This window comes from Mesorhizobium sp. M1E.F.Ca.ET.041.01.1.1 (assembly GCF_003997355.1).
Classification (GTDB): Bacteria; Pseudomonadota; Alphaproteobacteria; order Rhizobiales; family Rhizobiaceae; genus Mesorhizobium.
In genome coordinates this window covers 1-17,444 of sequence record NZ_RZSL01000068.1, presented here as the reverse complement: position 1 = coordinate 17,444, position 17,444 = coordinate 1, and the positions used below count along the sequence as shown (strand labels likewise).

Annotated in this window: 13 protein-coding genes; 4 read left to right on the top strand and 9 right to left on the bottom strand. The window is 65.9% G+C overall.

Annotated features, from left to right (window positions below; translation table 11 throughout):
• Nucleotides 1-148 precede the first annotated feature (148 nt).
• The 3 genes from EOA38_RS08675 to EOA38_RS08665 form a co-directional block, all read right to left on the bottom strand.
• Complete coding sequence (locus EOA38_RS08675) at nt 149-2,524, bottom strand: aldehyde dehydrogenase family protein (RefSeq protein ID WP_127298965.1); 2,376 nt, start codon at nt 2,522-2,524, stop codon at nt 149-151.
• 166 nt (nt 2,525-2,690) lie between these two features.
• Nucleotides 2,691-3,746, bottom strand: coding sequence for a deoxyribose-phosphate aldolase (deoC, locus tag EOA38_RS08670; RefSeq protein WP_127298964.1), 1,056 nt, complete (start codon nt 3,744-3,746; stop codon nt 2,691-2,693).
• A gap of 151 nt (nt 3,747-3,897) precedes the next feature.
• Nucleotides 3,898-4,725 carry a ferredoxin--NADP reductase gene (locus EOA38_RS08665; RefSeq protein WP_127298963.1) on the bottom strand — a complete coding sequence of 276 codons (828 nt, stop codon included), beginning with the start codon at nt 4,723-4,725 and terminating at the stop codon, nt 3,898-3,900.
• Between the two features lie 220 nt (nt 4,726-4,945).
• Here EOA38_RS08665 and EOA38_RS08660 point away from each other — a divergent pair, with 220 nt between their 5' ends.
• Both EOA38_RS08660 and EOA38_RS08655 read left to right on the top strand, forming a co-directional pair.
• Nucleotides 4,946-7,018, top strand: a complete 2,073-nt coding sequence (locus tag EOA38_RS08660; RefSeq protein WP_127298962.1) for a hydantoinase/oxoprolinase family protein — start codon at nt 4,946-4,948, stop codon at nt 7,016-7,018.
• A 1-nt stretch (nt 7,019) separates the two neighbouring features.
• Nucleotides 7,020-8,729, top strand: a complete 1,710-nt coding sequence (locus tag EOA38_RS08655) for a hydantoinase B/oxoprolinase family protein (protein WP_189434556.1) — start codon at nt 7,020-7,022, stop codon at nt 8,727-8,729.
• Here the strand turns inward: EOA38_RS08655 and EOA38_RS08650 are convergent, their stop codons facing one another.
• Genes EOA38_RS08650 through EOA38_RS08625 form a run of 6 tightly spaced genes read right to left on the bottom strand, consistent with a single transcriptional unit; the run spans nt 8,730 to nt 15,791 of the window.
• On the bottom strand, nt 8,730-9,191 hold the full coding sequence (locus tag EOA38_RS08650) for a MarR family transcriptional regulator (protein WP_127298966.1): 462 nt from the start codon (nt 9,189-9,191) through the stop codon (nt 8,730-8,732).
• A complete protein-coding gene (locus EOA38_RS08645; RefSeq protein ID WP_126090699.1) occupies nt 9,188-9,772 on the bottom strand; it encodes an amino acid synthesis family protein in 585 nt (194 codons plus the stop codon). Before EOA38_RS08645 ends, EOA38_RS08650 begins: the two co-directional genes overlap by 4 nt.
• Nucleotides 9,765-10,646: a UPF0280 family protein gene (locus EOA38_RS08640; protein WP_127298961.1), complete on the bottom strand. Its 882-nt coding sequence runs from the start codon at nt 10,644-10,646 to the stop codon at nt 9,765-9,767. The genes EOA38_RS08645 and EOA38_RS08640 overlap by 8 nt, the downstream gene beginning before the upstream one ends.
• Nucleotides 10,646-12,187, bottom strand: a complete 1,542-nt coding sequence (locus EOA38_RS08635) for a 6-hydroxynicotinate reductase (RefSeq protein WP_127298960.1) — start codon at nt 12,185-12,187, stop codon at nt 10,646-10,648. The genes EOA38_RS08640 and EOA38_RS08635 overlap by 1 nt, the downstream gene beginning before the upstream one ends.
• Entirely contained in the window at nt 12,184-14,937 is a 2,754-nt protein-coding gene (locus EOA38_RS08630) for a molybdopterin-dependent oxidoreductase (RefSeq protein ID WP_127298959.1), read from the bottom strand. Before EOA38_RS08630 ends, EOA38_RS08635 begins: the two co-directional genes overlap by 4 nt.
• A complete protein-coding gene (locus tag EOA38_RS08625; protein WP_127298958.1) occupies nt 14,934-15,791 on the bottom strand; it encodes a xanthine dehydrogenase family protein subunit M in 858 nt (285 codons plus the stop codon). Before EOA38_RS08625 ends, EOA38_RS08630 begins: the two co-directional genes overlap by 4 nt.
• Nucleotides 15,792-16,152: 361 nt before the next feature.
• Between EOA38_RS08625 and pncA the strand changes: the two genes are divergently transcribed.
• Both pncA and EOA38_RS08615 read left to right on the top strand, forming a co-directional pair.
• Entirely contained in the window at nt 16,153-16,767 is a 615-nt protein-coding gene (pncA, locus tag EOA38_RS08620) for a bifunctional nicotinamidase/pyrazinamidase (protein ID WP_126090704.1), read from the top strand.
• Between the two features lie 365 nt (nt 16,768-17,132).
• Nucleotides 17,133-17,444: sodium:proton antiporter (locus EOA38_RS08615; RefSeq protein WP_189434554.1), on the top strand; the 312-nt coding region annotated here is incomplete at its 3' end.

Sequence of the window (17,444 nt, the reverse complement as noted above, 5' to 3'; positions counted from 1 at the left end):
TTCACAGATAAAGATGTTTTTTCTCGTTAAAGAACACACGCACAAGCGTCAAGTCCGGACGCAATCAGCTTCGCGGCGGCGGCCAAGAACGGAGCCGCGCACCGAACCTCGTCGCCGCAACGGCGCTGGAGCGCAAAGGCGAGATGCCTCAGTCGCCGTAGGGCACCCAGACATTCTTGACCTCGATGGCGCGGCGCAGGAAGGCCTCGCCGGCGGCTTCGTTTGACGCCCAATCGAGAGTGCGGCCATTGCCGGTCCAGACGCGTTTGAGGTTGCCGATGGAATCGGCCTCCGCCTTGGCGCAGGTGTCGGCGTCGGCGAATATCCAGAGCCCGTCGACGTCATCATGCTTGGCCAGCACGCCGCAAAGTTCGGCGCTGCGGCCGGTGACGATGTTGATGGCGCCGGCCGGGATGTCGGAATATTCGATCACCTGGTAGAGATCGGTGGCTAAAAGCGGGTAGCGCTCGGACGGAACGGCCACCACCGTGTTGCCCATGGCGAGCGCCGGCGCCACCAGCGAGACGAGGCCGAGCAACGGCTGGTTGTCCGGCGCGACGATGCTGACGACACCCACCGGCTCATGCAGCGCCAGCGTGACCGCGCGGGCCGGCGGCTGGTGGACGCGGCCCTCGAACTTGTCGGTAAGGCCGGCATAGAGGAACAGCCGCTCGATCGACTGCTCGACCTCTTCACGGGCCGCTTTGGCGGCAACGCCGGTGAGCTGGACAAGACGGGCAGCGAACTCGTCGGCGCGGCCGGACAGGTTTTCCGCGAAATAGTATAGCACCTGGCTGCGATTGTAGGCCGTCGCTTCCGGCCAGGCCTTGCAGGCGCGCGCCGCGGCGACGGCGTCGCGGATGTCCTTGCGGTTGCCGAGGCCGACTTCGCCGGCAAGCTTGCCCTTGGCGGTCGCGACAGCCAGCGAATAATTCCCATCCGGCCGCACCTGCTTGCCACCGATGAACAGCTTCGCCGTGCGGTCGATTGCCGTGCCGTCGGCCTGCTCGACGGGCTGGGCCGAGCCGGCTGCAGCCGGCTTGATGGCCGGGCCGGCAGGCAGTTTTGCCGAAAGATATTCGAACATGCCTTCGCGGCCGCCTTCGCGGCCGAAGCCGCTTTCGCGATAGCCGCCGAAGCCGCAGGCGGCGTCGAACATATTGGTGCCGTTGACCCAGACCACGCCGGCCTTCAGTTGCGGCGCGACATGCAGGGCAAGGTTGACATTCTCGCTCCACACCGAGGCGGCAAGGCCGTAGCGCGTGTTGTTGGCAAGCTCGATCGCTTCCTCGGTATTGCGGAAGCTCATCGTCGCCAGCACCGGCCCGAAGACCTCTTCCTGCACCAGAATATTAGCCGGCGAAACAGACGTCGCGAGCGTCGGCAGATGATAGTGACCTGTGGATGGCAACGCGGCGTCCGGCTGCCAGCAGACGGCGCCTTGCTTGGCGCCCTCGGCGATCAGGCCCTTGACGCGATCGAGCTGCGTGCGGTCGACGAGCGGTCCGATATCGGTGTTCTTGTCGAGCGGGCTGCCGACCCGCAGCCGGCTCATCCTGACCTTGACCTTGGCGACGAAGGCCTCGGCGATGCCTTCCTGGACCAGCAGGCGCGAGCCGGCACAGCAGACCTGCCCCTGGTTGAACCAGATGCCGTCGACCAGACCTTCGACGGCGCTGTCGAGGTCGGCATCCTCGAAGACGATGAAGGCCGACTTGCCGCCAAGCTCCAGCGACAGTTTCTTGCCCGAGCCGGCGGTGGCCTTCCTGATGATCTTGCCGACTTCCGAAGAGCCGGTGAAGGCGATCTTCTGGATGCCGGGATGGTTGACGATGGCAGCACCCGCCTCGGGTCCGCCCTGGACGATGTTGACGACGCCCTTCGGCACCCCTGCCCGCTCGCAGATCTCGGCAAACAGGATGGCGGTGAGCGGCGTGAATTCGGCCGGCTTCAGCACCACGGTGCAGCCGGCGGCCAAAGCCGGCGCGATCTTCCAGGCGAGCATCAGCAGCGGAAAATTCCACGGAATGACCTGGCCGACGACGCCGACCGGTTTGTGGTCGGAAAAATCCTTTTCGAGCGTCTGCGCCCAGCCGGCATGATGGATGAAATGGCGGATCGCCAGCGGCACGTCGATGTCGCGGCTCTCGCGGATCGGCTTGCCGTTGTCGATCGATTCCAGCACCGCGAACAGGCGCTGGTGGCGCTGCATGGCGCGGCCGATGGCGTAGAGCACCTTGGCTCTGGCGTAACCAGAGCTGGCGCTCCACTTCGGCAGCGCCTTCGCGGCCGCCGCGACCGCCGCATCGATGTCGGCGGCGCCCGCATCCGAGACCTTGGCGAGCAGCTTGCCGGAGGACGGCTCGCTGGTGTCGAAGGTCTTGCCGCTCGCCGCCGCCTTCCAGGCGCCGTCGATGAACAGCGCTTTTGCGAAATCGCGCGAGGCCAGCCAGGCATCGGCCTCGTTGCGGGCTTCCGGCGCCGGGCCGTAATCCATGGCGTGATAGCGTTCGAGGATGTTCATGGGGCGCCTCCTTTGCCCTCTCCCTTGTGGGGAGGGTCGATCGGCAGAGCCGATCGGGGTGGGGGTAAATGGCTAGCGGACTGGTGCATTTGACAAGTTGGTTTGCTTTTTCGACCCCCACCCCGCCGCTTCGCGGCGACCCTCCCCACAAGGGGGAGGGTGGGTGCTACGCCATTGCGTGGCGATGGTTGGCCGAATAGTGGCCGGTCAAGTGATGCTCGAGCTGGCGTTCGATGTCGGTGAGCAGGCTGGAGGCGCCGAAGCGGAACAAGGTCGGCTCGAGCCAGGGCCGGCCGAGCTCTTCCTTCATCAGCACCAGCCAGTCGAGAGAGACCTTGGCCGTCGAAATGCCGCCGGCCGGCTTGAAGCCGATGAGATAGCCTGTTTCCTCGAAATAGGCGCGGATGGCGCGTACCATGGCAAGCCCGACGGGAAGCGTGGCGTTGACGCTTTCCTTGCCGGTCGAGGTCTTGATGAAGTCGGCGCCCGCCATCATCGCCACCATCGAGGCCAGCATCACATTACGCAGCGTGGAAAGGTCGCCGGTGCCGAGGATGACCTTGAGATGAGCCTCGCCGCAGGCGGCGCGCATGGCGACGATCTCGTTGAACAGCTCGCGCCACTTGGCGCCGTAGACCAGGCCGCGCGGAATGACGACGTCGATCTCGTCGGCGCCGTCGCGCACCGAGGCCTCGATCTCCTGCAGGCGGGTCGACAGCGGCGCAAGCCCGTGCGGGAAGGCGGTCGAAACGGCTGCGACACGGACGCCGGTGCCGCGCAGCGCCTCGACCGCGGTGGCGACGAACGGATGATAGACGCAGACCGCCGCCGGCCGGATGGTTTCGCCGGCGATGCCGAGGCCATCGACGATATCCTTGCGCAGCGGGTTGATCGCCTTGGCGCAGAGCCGGCGCACGCGCTCGTCGGTGTCGTTGGAATTCAGCGTGGTGAGGTCCATGCAGGCAATGGCGCGGAGCAGCCAGGCGGCCTGGTTGTCGGCCTTGATCGAGCGCCGCTTGGTGAGCGTGGCGACGCGGCGCTCCAGCGCCGAGCGGTTGACGCTGCGCACCGATTCCAGAAAGCCGAGATCGAGCTTCATGCCGGGGTTGCGCGCAATGCCGTGCTCCAGCGGCACCGGCGTGTTGGCGGCGGCGCGCGCCGGCAGCGGCATGACCTTGGACGCGCCTGCGCCTGCGCCCGCCTCGCGGATCGTGCTGCTCATCTCCTGCCCTTTCTCAGCGACCTCAGCCGAAGATAGCCCGTGAAGCGATGCTTCACGAGTCCTTCAGTGGGTCATAACGGAAAAAGGCCACCGAAGCAGCAGATTTTTGACCATACGGTCAAAACAACATGTTGGCGGACTGCGACGCGCCTCAGCCGACGAAGGCGCGCTCGACGACGAAGCTCGCCGGATGGCTCAAGGAACCTTCCTGGAAGCCGAGGCTTTCGGCGAGCTCCTTGACGTCCTTCAGCATGTGCATCGAGCCGCAGATCATGATGCGGTCGGTCTCGGGATTGAGCTTGTCGATGCCGAGGTCGGAATAGAATTTGCCCGAGCCGATCAGCGCGGTGATGCGGCCCATGCGAGGCGACTCCTCGCGCGTCGTCGAGTTGTAGAGCGTGACGCGGCCGCCGGTCAGCTCGCCGATCAGCGGATCGGTCTCAAGTGCCGTGACCAATTCCTGGCCATAGAGAAGCTCGGCCTTGTCGCGGCAGGTGTGGGTGAGGAAGACGTGGTCGAACTTCTCATAGGTGTCGGGGTCGCGCAGCAGGCTGGCGAAGGGCGCGATGCCGGTTCCGGTCGAGATCATGAACAGCCGCTTTGCAGGCGTCAGCGCGTCGAGCACCAGCGTGCCGGTCGCCTTCTGGCGCATGATGACGGTGTCGCCAACCTCAATCTTCTGCAGCTCGGAGGTCAGCGGACCGTCCGGCACCTTGATCGAGAAGAATTCGAGCTCGTCGTCCCAGGCGGGGCTGGCGACGGAATAGGCGCGGAAGATCGGCTTCTCGGCATTGGGCAGGCCGATCATGACGAACTCGCCGGAGCGGAAGCGCAGCGACTGCGGCCGGGTGATGCGGAACGAGAACAGGCGGTCGGTGTAGTGCTTCACCGAAACCACCGTCTCGGCATAAACATTGGCCGGGATCGGGAACTGAAGCGGCCTGGCGCCGGCGATGTTGACCGCGGATGTCGTGTTCATCAAACCCAACTTTCCGGCGCGGACGCGGGGCGCAGGCGCCAAACTTTATCCCTTCGCGTCCGAACGGTCGGGTTCCAACGCGATTCTCACACACTGCCAACAGCAGGCCCTTGTGTTGGAAAGTTATTAGTATACAAACGATCTTGAGGTCAAGATCAGGGCGTAAAACACCTTTCCAAACTGGGACATGTCTGTAGTCTTAGCATTTCGGGTTTCGGCAATGGATGAGAAATTTTCGGCGTCGGCGGGAAATGTTGTCGCAGGCATCGATGTCGGCGGAACCTTCACCGACCTGCTGCTGATCGACGGCAAGGCGGGCGGCAAGGTGCATATCGCCAAGACGCCGACCACGGTGGAAAACCAGGCCTTCGGCGTGGTCGCCGCACTTGCCGCGACCGGCTTCCCGGTCGACGGCATCGACCTCATCGTGCACGGCACGACGACCACCACCAATGCCGTGCTGGAGCGCCGGCTGGCAAGGACCGGCATGATCACCACGCGCGGCTTTCGCGATGTGATCGAGCTCGGCCGGCGCACAAGGCCGCAAGCCTATGGCATGACGGGCACCTTCGTGCCGGTCATTCCGCGCGATCTGCGGCTCGAAGTTTCGGAGCGGGTCGAGGCCTCCGGCGCCGTGCGCATGCCGCTCGACGAGGCGGAAATGCGCACCGCCGTCAAGCAATTGCTGGATGCCGGCTGCGAGTCGCTCGTCATCCATTTCCTGCATTCCTACGCCAACCCTTCGCATGAGCGGCGCGCGGCGGAGATCGCGGCAGGGCTCTGGCCGAACGGCCACATCACCACCGGCCATGCGCTGCTTTCGGAAGCGCGCGAGTTCGAGCGCGGCGTGACGGCGGCGGTCAACGCCTCGGTGCAGCCGATCCTCGAGCGCTATGTCGAGCGGCTGCGCAAGGAGCTGGCTACCCAGGGTTATGCCCGCGACTTCCTGATCATGAACGGCAATGGCGGCATGATTTCGGCCCGCTTCGTCACGCAGGAATCGGCCAAGACCGTCATGTCGGGACCGGCGTCCGGCGTGATCGCCGCCGCCTACACCGGCAAGCGCGCCGGCTTCGGCAACCTCGTCACCTACGACATGGGCGGCACCTCGACCGACGTAGCGCTGATCCGCAACGCCGAGCCCGCCGTGTCGAACGAGATCGAGATCGAATATGCGATGCCGATCCATGTGCCGATGGTGGCGGTGCACACCGTCGGCGCCGGGGGCGGCTCGATCGCGCGCGTCGATGCGGCCGGACTGATCCAGATCGGCCCCGAAAGCGCCGGCGCCAATCCCGGCCCGATCTGCTACGGGCGCGGCGGCACGGAACCCACCATCACCGACGCCAATCTGGTGCTCGGGCGGCTGGCGCCGAAGAAGCTGCTGGCGGTCGACAATCCGGTCACGGTTGAGCGCGTCACCGGCATATTCGAAGACAGGATCGGCAAGCACACCGGCCTCTCCGGCGTCGAGGCGGCCGGCGCCGTGCTGCGGCTCGGCAACATGAAGATGGCGGGCGCCATCCGCATGGTGTCGGTGTCGCGCGGCCACGACCCGCGCGATTTCGCGCTGTTCGCCTTTGGCGGCGCCGGGCCTCTGCATGCGACGGCGCTTGCCCGCGAGCTCGGCCTGCCCCGCGTGCTGGTGCCGGCGCGTCCGGGCATCACCAACGCGCTCGGCTGCGTCGTCGCGGATATGCGGCACGACTTCGTCAACACGATCAACCAGCCGGTCGGTGGGCTCGACGAAGCTGCGCTTCGCGAGTTGTTGGAACGGCACCGTAACGAAGGCGAGGCGCTGATCGCCAAGGAAGCCGTAAAGCCCGACGCGATCCGCGTCACCCATTCCGCCGACATGCAGTTCGTCGGCCAGACGCACATCATCAACGTGCCGCTGCCGTCGTCATCGGTGACGCGGGCGACACTGCAGCAGCTGTTCGAAAAGGCCTATTTCGCCCGTTTCAAGGTGGAATTGCCGGAAATCCGCGCCAACCTCGTCAACCTCAACACCTCGGTGACCGGCGTGCGGCCGCAGATCGACCTGTCGCGGCTGATCGACCCGGCGGGCCGCGCGGCAACGCTTGACGAAGCGCGGCGCGAGGTCCGGCCGGTCTGGTATCACGGCACCTGGCACGACACGCCGGTCTATGCCCGCGAAAAACTGCCGCTCGATGCAACAATCGAGGGGCCGGCGATCCTGGAGCAGATGGACGCCACCACAGTGCTGGAGCCCGGCGACCATGCGCGCTCGGACGCGGACGGCAACATCATCATCGACATCGGCGAGGCCTGATATGCCAGCGTTCGAAGGGGCAATGCTCGACACGATCACGCTTTCGGTGCTGCAGGCGGCCCTGCAGCAGGTCTGCGACGAGATGGATTTGACGTTTTCCCGCGCGGCCTTCTCGCCGGTCATCGCCGAAGCCAATGACCGCTCGGACGGCATCTATTCGGCCGTCGACGGCTCACTGATTGCGCAGGGCAGCCAGGGCCTGCCGGTGTTTGTCGGCGTCATGCAGTATTCGACCAAAACGGTGATCGAGATGATCGCCGACGGAAGCTGCCTGGCGCCGGAACCCGGGGACATCTACATCGTCAACGACCCCTATCTCGGCGGCACGCATCTGATGGATGTGCGTTTCGTCATGCCGGTCTATCGCGGTGGAAAAATCTTCTGCTGGCTATCCAACACCGGCCATTGGCCTGATATCGGCGGCTCGGTGCCGGGCGGTTTCTCGGCCTCGGCCACCGCCGTCGAACAGGAGGGCTTGCGTTTGCCGCCGGTGAAACTGTTCAAGAAGGGCGTGCTCGATCCGGAGATCTACGCCATCATCTGCTCGAACATCCGTGTCGCCGACCAGCGCATCGGCGACATCCGCGCGCAAGCGGCGGCGCTTTTGATCGGACAGGACAGACTCAATGAAATCCTCGATCGTTACGGTGACGAAACTGTCGTCGAGGCTATTGCTGAGTTGCGCCGCCGCGCCGCCGACCAGATGCGCGCCTCAATCGCCGTTATACCGGACGGCGTCTACCGCTCGCAGGCCTTCGTCGATTCCGACGGGGTGGTGAACGAGCCGCTGACCATCAATCTGGCCGTCGAGAAGAAGGGCGACACGCTCACCTTCGATTTTGCCGGCTCGTCGAAACCTTGCGCCGGGCCGATGAACAGCGTGCTGGCGACGACCTTGTCGTCCGTCTATCTCGCCATGCGCCATATCTTCCCGGAAGTGCCGATCAGCGCCGGCGCCTTCGAGCCGCTGAACGTCAAGCGCCCGGAAGGCACCTTCCTCGACGCGAAATATCCGCGCCCCGTGTCGGGCTGCGCGGCGGAGGTTTCGCAGCGCATCGCCGAAGCGGTGTTCGCGGCGATGGTACAGGCGCTGCCGGAGAAGGTGACGGCGGCGCCGGCCGGCTCCAGCGGCAATTTCGCGCTCGGCGGCAACGATCCGGCGCGCGGGCGCGACTATGTCATGTACCAGATCTCGGGCGGCGGCTATGGCGGCAATGCCGGCCATGACGGGTTGAGCAATGGCTGCTCGACCATCGGCATTTCGAAGTCGCCGCCTGTCGAGATCATGGAGCAGGCCTTTCCGGTGCTCTACCGGCATTACGCACTGCGCGAAGGCTCGGGCGGCGCCGGAAAGCATCGCGGCGGCTTCGGACTGGCCTATGAGGTGGAGATATTGCGCGGTGAAGCCCGCGCGTCCTTCGTCATGGATCACGGCCGCTTCGGACCGCAGGGCGCGCTCGGCGGCAGGGACGGGGCGCCGAACAGCGTAACCGTGTTCAGGGGCGGCGAAGCGCATGTGCCGCCGCATCTTTCCAAGGAACAGGACATAGCGCTCAAGGCCGGCGACCGCGTGCGCGTCGGCACGCCCGGTGGCGGCGGCTATGGCGATCCCAGCGAGCGCGACCCGAAGCTGATCGCCGAGGATGTCCGGCTTGGCTATTATACGCCGGAGCAGGCCAGGGAGATGTTCGGGTCCGTCCCGGCTGAATGATCAGGCCAGCTTCGCCAGCAGCCGCAGGAAGGTCGCGGCTTCCTTTGTCGTCAGCGGCGTCAGCGTTTCCTCGGTGATGGTGCGGGCGAGCGGGATCAGCCGCTCGATCGCCTCGCGGCCTTCCGGCGTCAGATTGACCAGCAGCCGCCGCTTGTCGACCTCGTGCTTGGAAAGCTCGACGAGACCACGCGCCTTCAGCCGGTCGATGACACCCTTCACCGTCGCGGCATCCATGGCGATCAGCGTGCCGAGCTGGTTCTGCGAGGTCTCGCCGATGTCGTAGAGCTTGGCCAAAGCCGCGAATTGCGGTGGCGTCAGATCGGCGATGTGGGCGGCGAAGATCGAGACATGGCGCTGATGCGCCTTGCGCAGGATGAAGCCGACCTGATCCTGCAGATGGTAATTGTTTTCGTCCGGCTCTTCGGCCTCTACCAGCCGCAGCAGATTGTCCTCGCCGCTCATCTCAAGCCGTCCCATGCCTTGATGTCCCCGGCTGCGAGGCCGCCCATGCGATCATGAACACGCGGGCCGCACGACATGGCGAGGCAGAACAGGATCTCGTCGGGACGCGGCCCGTCGCTGACGCCGACCTCCATGGCGTCGAAATGGCTGCGCACATAGGCGGCGTTGATGTGGCCGAGCGGCACGTCGAGCCGCGAGCCGAAGGCGCCGACCTTCTTTGCCGACGGGACGATCGCCTTGGCGTCGCCCAACCGTTCGCGCATGGCATAGCCGCCCGGCACATGCCACAGCGCGCCGTGCTCGAGCTCGCCCGCCGTGCCGACAATGGCGCCCTTGCCGTAGCCGTCGATCTTCTTCACATCGCCGCCAAGTGCTGCGATCAGCCTGTCGGAGAGCAGGAGCCCAAGCGGCTTCAGGTCTTCCATCGCGCCTTGCAGGTCCTCGACATAGCGGCCAGCGAAGGGGTTCTTGACCACGGCAAGAGCAGCGGCACGCAGGCGCGGTTCTTTCGCCACAGGGCCGCCGTCGTGAAAAATCTCTTCGGTCAGAACCGCGACCTTGCGGATCGGAAAGTCAGGCATGGGCAGTTTCCTTCACCTTATGATTGTTGGGCGCGGCCAGCGCCACGGAACCACTGACGCGGGTCTGACCGCCAAGAAACAGCGCCGATGCGGCAATCAAGCCGCGCCGGCGAAAATCTTCGGCGACCGCAAGGCCGTTGTCCAGCGCCCGGACCACTTCGCGAGGCGAAAGCGCGCCGACGCCTTGCGTCACCAGCCGGTCGCCGAGATCGCTGTCGGGCGCCAGATCACGCGCAGGCACGCGACGGATCGCCGGATGTCCAGGCAGATCGACGGCGTTGGCGATCAGCGTCGCCGCGGCGTCCGCCTCGGCACCGGTCCGCGCGAGCACTGTGACCGAGTCGGCTATGCCCAGCGAAAACGAACGGCCGCGCCAGCCGCTGGTGGCAATGCCGCGCACGCCATCTTCGGCGCGGATGGTGATGCGGTCGGCGAGGCCATGCCCGGTGCCGGCGATGGCCAGCGTCATCGTCTCGCCCTTGCCGAGATGGATAGAGCTGTCGCCGCCATTGTTGACATAGGCGCGGTCGAGTTTTCGTCCGACAAGCACTGCCGCCAGAATTTCGTCGGCTACCGAACCGGCGACGGCGGCCATCGGCGTGATGAATTCTTCCGCCAGCGGTGTGGCCGCAGCCTCCATGCGCCGCGCCGTCGGGCCGGCGAAAGCGCGCGCCCGCAAAGAGGCCGGACGGCGCAATTCGGGAAGTTCTTCCACCAACTCGGTCAGGATCGTCTGGAAGCGCGCGACGGCCTGAGCGTAAGCGGCGCGGCGTTCAACTGCATCGCCAAAGGCCTCGACGATCAGATCGATCGGCCCGTGATTGAGATGAAGCCGCCTGCCGTCGGCGAGCCAATGCGCCTGCGGGCCGTTCATCATCCGGCTCCGTTGGCTTTGGTGCGACGCAATTGCGCCAGCGGCGGCCAGGGATTGCCGGCGCGCGCGCCAGTGCCGCGGCGCGGATTGAGGTACTCGCCGCCCCTGGCGAGGATATCCTCGACGCTGCGGATCTCGCTTTCATAGCCGCCCAGCCGGACATAGTCGTCGCGGCGCATGGTGAATTCGATCGGGGCGACCAGCGCCGGCGTCGGTACATAGCCGAAGGCGCCCTCCGGCACGCGGGTCACGTCGACCATCAGCGTGATACCGCCACCCGGCCAGACATAGACCGGTGCGCCGCCGACCGTCACATAGGTTTTCAGGCCCTGTACCGAACGGGTGAGGTTGACCGGGTTTTCGGTAACGCCGGCGCGCAGCGAGCCGCCGGCGCCGCCGATGAAGAGAACGGTGCACAGTGCCGGCTCACAATTGTCCTCGATCAGGCCGACGGATTTCTGCAGCCGATCCGGGAATGGCTTTTCGACCGGCTTGAGCTGGTCGTCGAGTTCGTAATAGGCGAACTGCTCGCCGGTGGTCGAAACCATCATGAGCGACAGCCCGGGGCGAGCACCTTTCTTGGGGTTCCAATCGCCCAGGATCGACAGCGGATCCGAGATCGTGGTGCCGCCCCAGCCGAGGCCGGGCTCCGATACCTTGAAGTAGCGGCCGGGCGTCGAACGCCGGCCGATGATTTTTATGCCGGTATCCTCCCAGCCCAGCACCTTGCCGGCCTGGTGTTCGGAGACGACGCCGGTGATGTGGTCGTCGACCACCACCACCTCGTCGACCAGGCCGCGCCACTGCGTGGCGAACATGCCGATGGTGGCCGAGCCGCATCCGACGCGCATGCGGTGCTCGACCTTGCCGTCGATGACCGGCGGTTTGCCGGCCTCGACGACGACCGTCGCGCCGCCATCGATGGTGAGCTCCACCGGCTTGCGGTTGCAGAGGTTGAGCAGTGCATCGCAGGTGGCGCGTCCCTCGGCCTTCGAGCCGCCGGTCAGGTGATGGACGCCGCCGAGCGACAGCATCTGCGAGCCGTATTCGCCAGTGGTGACGTGGCCGATCGCCTCGCCTTCGGAGCGCACGGTCGCCGTCTCATCGCCGATATGGCGGTCGGTGTCGATCTTCACCTTGACGCCGCAGTAGGAGAAGATTCCTTCGGTGACGACGGTAACGAGATCGACGCCCTCGACCTCCTGGCTGACGATGAAGGGCGCCGGCTTATAGTCCGGATAGGTGGTGCCGGCGCCGATAGCGGTGACGAAGCGGCGGCCGGTGTTGACCAACTCGCCGTTCCAGGCTTCGCCCTCGGCGATAAAGGGCACGACCGCGCCGCCGGTCTCGGCCGCATGGTCGAGGATGGTCAGCGGGTCCATGCGCACGATGCGGCCGCCGACATTGCCGTAGCGGTCGCAGGCGCCGGTGCGGCCGTCGGCGATGTAGCACATCACCGGGCAGGCATCGCAGCGGATTTTTTCCGCCACCTGCTTCTCGCCGGGATCGTGGGTTTCGAAACGTTCGGCAAGCTCGCTCATCGGCGCGCCTCCTTTTCACGGATGGCCGCCAGGATGCGGCTCGGCGTCGCCGGCACCTTAGTGACCAGGACACCTGTGGCATGGCGGATGGCATTGAGGATCGCCGGCGCCGTCGGGATCAGCACATGCTCGCCCAACCCCTTGGCACCGAAGGGTCCTTCCGGGTCCGGAACCTCCACCAGTATGTGCTCGATCGGCGGCACGTCGCCGATGGTCGGGATGAGATAGTCGTGCAGGTTCTCGGTGCGGCCGGGGATGTACTCCTCCATCAGCGCCATGCCGATGCCCTGCGCGATGCCGCCCTCGATCTGGCCTTCGACCAGCACAGGGTTGATCGCCTTGCCGACATCGTGCGCGGCGGTGATCTTGATCAGCTTCACCGTGCCGAGTTTGAGATCGACCTCCAGTTCGACAATCTGCGCGCCGTAGCCGTAGACGGCGTAGGGCTTGCCCTGGCCCTTGGCGTCGAGCGGCAGCGTCGGCGGGTCGTAGGTCTCTTCCGCGACGAACACCAGGTCGTCGGCATTGGGTTTCAGCGCCGTGAGATCGATGCGCCGCGTCGCGTCGCCCTCTCGGATCGAGATGCTCGCGCCATCGAGCGCGATCGTCGCTTTCTCGGAGACGTTGGCGAAGCGCAGGATTTGTTCGCGCAATGCGCGGCCCGCCTTCTCGGCCGCCTTGCCGGTGACGAAAGTCTGGCGCGAGGCGGAAGTCTTGCCGGCGTCGGGCGTGATGGCGGTGTCGGCGCTCTCCAGCCGGAACTTCTCCAACGCCAGGCCGAGCGCGTCGGCGCAGATCTGGGTTATGACCGTGTTCGATCCCTGGCCGATATCGACCGCGCCCTGGTGCAGGATCACCTCGCCGGCGGCCGAGATGCCGACCTTGATGGTCGAGGGGTTGGGCAGCGAGGTGTTGCCGCAGCCATACCAGCAGGAGGCGACGCCGACGCCGCGTTTGCTTGCTCCATTGACGGCGTTGAAGGCTTCGACCTCCGCGAGCGCACGCGACCAGTGCGGATGAAGCGCTTCCAGGCATTCGCCGATGCCGACGCCGGACTCAAGGCGCTGTCCCGTGACCGTTTCGCACCCGTTCCGAAGGCAGTTTTTCAAGCGGAAATCGAGCCGATCCATGCCGAGCTTGCCGGCGAGTTCGTCATAGAGCGTTTCCTGCATGATGGTGGCCTGCGGCACGCCGAAGCCGCGGAAGGCGCCGGCGACCGGGCCATTGGTGTGGATGGCGTAGCCCGTCGCGCGGTAGTTCGGCGTGACGTAAGGGCCGGAGGCATGCACCGGCACACGGTTGGCGACGGTCGGCCCCCAGCTGGCATAGGCGCCGGTGTTGAAGTCGCCGGCGAAAACCATGCCGGTGACATGGCCTTCGGCATCCGCGCCGACGGTCGCCCTCATCTCGGCGGGATGGCGCTTGGTGGTCGACATCATCGATTCGTTGCGCGTGTAGACGAGTGCCGCCGGCCGGCCCGTCTTCATCGCCACCAGGCCGATGAGAGGCTGCAGCGAGACATCGAGTTTTGAGCCAAAGCCGCCGCCGGTGGCGGTCGGCACGATGCGCACTCTCGCGACCGGAAGGCCAAGCACCTTGGCCGTGTCGTCGCGGTCCATATAGGGCGCCTGGGTGCAGGCGACGACGACCAGCGTGTCGCCGTCCATGTAAGCATAGCCGGCTTCCGGCTCGATATAGGCGTGCTCGACGAAGGAGGTGTCGATGGCGCCGGAGACGGTGACGGCCGCGTCGGCAAGCGCGCCGTCTGGATCGCCGCGCTCGACAAAGCCTGACGTGAGAACGTTTGCCGGCCGGTGCTGATGGATCAGCTTGGCGCCGTTCGCCTTTGCCTCGCAGGGCTGCAGCACATGCGGCAGTTCCGTCCAGGCGATCGGAAAATCGTTGAGGTCGAGATCGAGGATCGCTTCGCGCTCGCCCGCCACCAGCGCCACCGCCTCGCCGCGCAGCCGCGCGAAACCTTCGGCGAGCGCCGGCTGGTCGGCAAAGGGACCGATGACACCGAAGCAATTGTGGCCCGGAATGTCGGCGGCGGTGAAGACGCTGGCGATGCCCTGATGGGAATCCGCCCAGGCCTTGAGATCGCCGAAGCTGAAGCTTGCATGATAATATGGCGAGCGGACCACGATCACCGCCAGCGCATCGGCCGGAAAAGAGTCGCCGCCGAACTTTTCGTCGCCGGTAACTTTCGGCAGGCCATCGAGGCGGATCGGCGAGGCGCCAACGGCGCGGCCAACCTCCGGCAGGCGATGGTCGACACCATACATGTGGCGCGAGGCGTCCATCACTGCGGCGATGATCTTTCGATACCCCGTGCAGCGGCAGAGCACGCCGCCCAGCGCATCCTGCGTCTCGGCCTCGCTCGGGGTGGGATTGCGCTCCAGCAGCGCGGTGGCCGCCACCAGCAGGCCCGGGGTGCAGATGCCGCATTGCGCGGCACCGTGCTCGAGGAAGGACGCCTGCAGGGCGGACAGCCTGCCATTGGCGAGGCCCTCGACCGTGGTCACGGAAGCACCGGAGACGGAGGCCGCCGGCACGAGGCAGGCGCAGACCGGATTGCCGTCGACCAGAACGGTGCAGGCGCCGCAGTCGCCGGCATCGCAACCGACCTTGGTGCCGGTCAGCCGCAACTCGTCGCGCAAGACCTGCGACAGCCGCCGCACCGGCGGCACCGAAACGCTGACGACAGCGCCATTGACCTCGAAGGCGATATCGGCGCGCTCCATGCTCATGCCGCCACCCTGCTTTCGCCGAGGCCGACGGCGGCGCGCACCGCGCGCGCGACGATCTCACGCGCCGCATCCTGCCGATATTCGGCGCTGCCGCGCACATCGGCTATCGGCGACAGTTCCTCGATCGGCGCGGACAGCACCGCATCCGAGAGCGCGGCGGTGACCGGCTGGCCGCGCAAAGCCGCCTCGACGCCGGCAAGACGACGGGCGACGGCGGAGCAGGCACCGACGGCGATTGCAGCGTCGGCGACCACACCATCGTCAACCACCAGGCGAGCCGCCGCCATGGCGATCGAGATGACGAGATAGCGCCGCGCGCCGAGCTTGACGAAGGCCGAGGTGCCGACGGCCGAACGCTTAGGCACACGAATGGCGGTGACCATCTCGTCCGGCCGCGACGCCGTGCGGCGATTGCCGAGGATGAACTCGCCCAGCGGCAGATGACGGGTTGCTTCGGCAGACCGCACCTCGACATCGGCATCGAGCACCAGCAGCGCCGGCACGCCATCCGCGGCAGGCGAAGCGTTGCAGAGATTGCCGGCAACGGTGGCGACGTTCTGGATCTGGACCGAGCCAACCTCGCGTGCGGCCGCCTTCAGCCCATCAAACGCGGCCGGCAACGAGTGACGGACGATGTCGGTCCAGGTGGCGCGGGCGCCGATTCGCCAATGTTCTTCCGCCTCGGCGATACCCCGCAGTTCGACCAGCCCGTTGACGTCGAGGATGTTGTCGCGGAAGGGTTTTGCGCCCTGCGCCGGATAGAAATCCGTGCCGCCGGCGAGGATGCGCCAGCGGTCCTCGCCAAGCAAGGCGAGCGCCTCGTCGACCGTGGTGGGTTTCGCGTAACGGATCACGCCTTGCCTTCCTAGAAAGGGGCCTTTCCGAGGGAACCTGCCGGGCATCAGGCTCGGGCAAATTCATTCGTATGCAAATGATATCAACTTCGCCGCAATTGTCAAAGCGGAGCACCGGACAGTCTGCAGGAAACGGCCGGCACGGCTTTGTCATACTTCCAGCGCATAACCCCGAAGATCGGACCGATTTTCGGAAAAGGGATCATGCGCAAAATCTAAAGTGCTACAGCGTCCTTTGCGCGTCCAACGGGACGCGCGGCGCTGTAGAGGTTGACGCCGCCGGCCAACTGGTCAAGGTTCCGTGTCCAGTCGCCTCAGTGGCACTTCGACTGGAGCCCAAGCCAAGACAGAGGGAGGCCGCATGGCCGCAGAAGCGCTCATCGTCATCGACCTGCAGAACGACTTCTGCCCCGGCGGCGCGCTGGCGGTGGCCGGCGGCGACGAGATCGTGCCGCTGGTCAACGATCTGATCCGCCACACGGAGCATGTCGTATTGACGCAGGACTGGCATCCGGCCGGCCATTCGAGCTTCGCCTCCAGCCATCCCGGCAAGCAGCCCTTCGAGACGATCGAGATGCCTTACGGACCGCAGACGCTCTGGCCGGACCATTGCATCCAGGGCAGCCTCGGCTCGGACTTCCATTCCGGGCTTGCCTGGACCAAGGCGGAGCTGGTGATCCGCAAGGGTTTCCGCACGGCGATCGACTCTTACTCGGCCTTCTTCGAGAATGACCATACGACACCCACCGGCCTTGCCGGCTATCTGAAGGAACGCGGCATCGAGACCGTCACCCTGGTCGGGCTCGCCACCGATTTCTGCGTCGCCTTCTCGGCGCTCGATGCGGTGAAGCAAGGCTTCAAGACGACTGTGCGGCTTGACGCCTGCCGCGGCATCGATCTCAACGGGTCGGTCGACACGATGATTGCACGCATGCGCGAAGCCGGCGTGACGCTCGAAGATCATTTGTCGGACTGACTGTGGACGCAAAGGTCTCGTGTCCCAAGACAGGATTATCGCCTCCGGATGAGGACCCCCTCACCCGGATTGCCAGCCGGATTGCGAAGGGCAATCCGGGGCAATCCGACCTCTCCCCATTGGGGAGAGGAGGTCACCAGTCTGCGGCGCCGGGATGCGGGCTCCCCCTTCTCCCCTTGTGGGAGAAGGTGTCGCCGAAGGCGACGGATGAGGGGTGTTCCAGGGAACGCCGGCGTCCCACTCCGCTGGAGCACCCCTCATCCGTCTCGGCGCTGCGCGCCGATCCACCGCCCGGGGGCGAGCCACGGGTCTCGCCCCGTCCTTCGGACCCCACAAGGGGAGAAGGGAGGGCGCGCAGCGGCCGGATGAGGGGGCTTTTCTCATACGTAACCGCGCTCGCCATTGCGGTGCTGTTTCCAGCACAGGCGCTCGCCGCCGAGGCTCATGAGCTGCCCGGCGCCGCGATGTCGCTCTGGTGGGCACTGCCCTTCGCCGGACTGCTTTTGTCGATCGCGACCGGGCCGCTGCTCTTTCATCATGTCTGGGAGCATCACTACGGCAAGATTGCCGCCGCCTGGGCCGCCCTGGTGGTTGTTCCCCTCGCGGTCGCGTTCGGCGTTCCGATGGCAGGCGAGGCGGTGCTGCATACGCTGCTCACCGAATACATGTCCTTCATC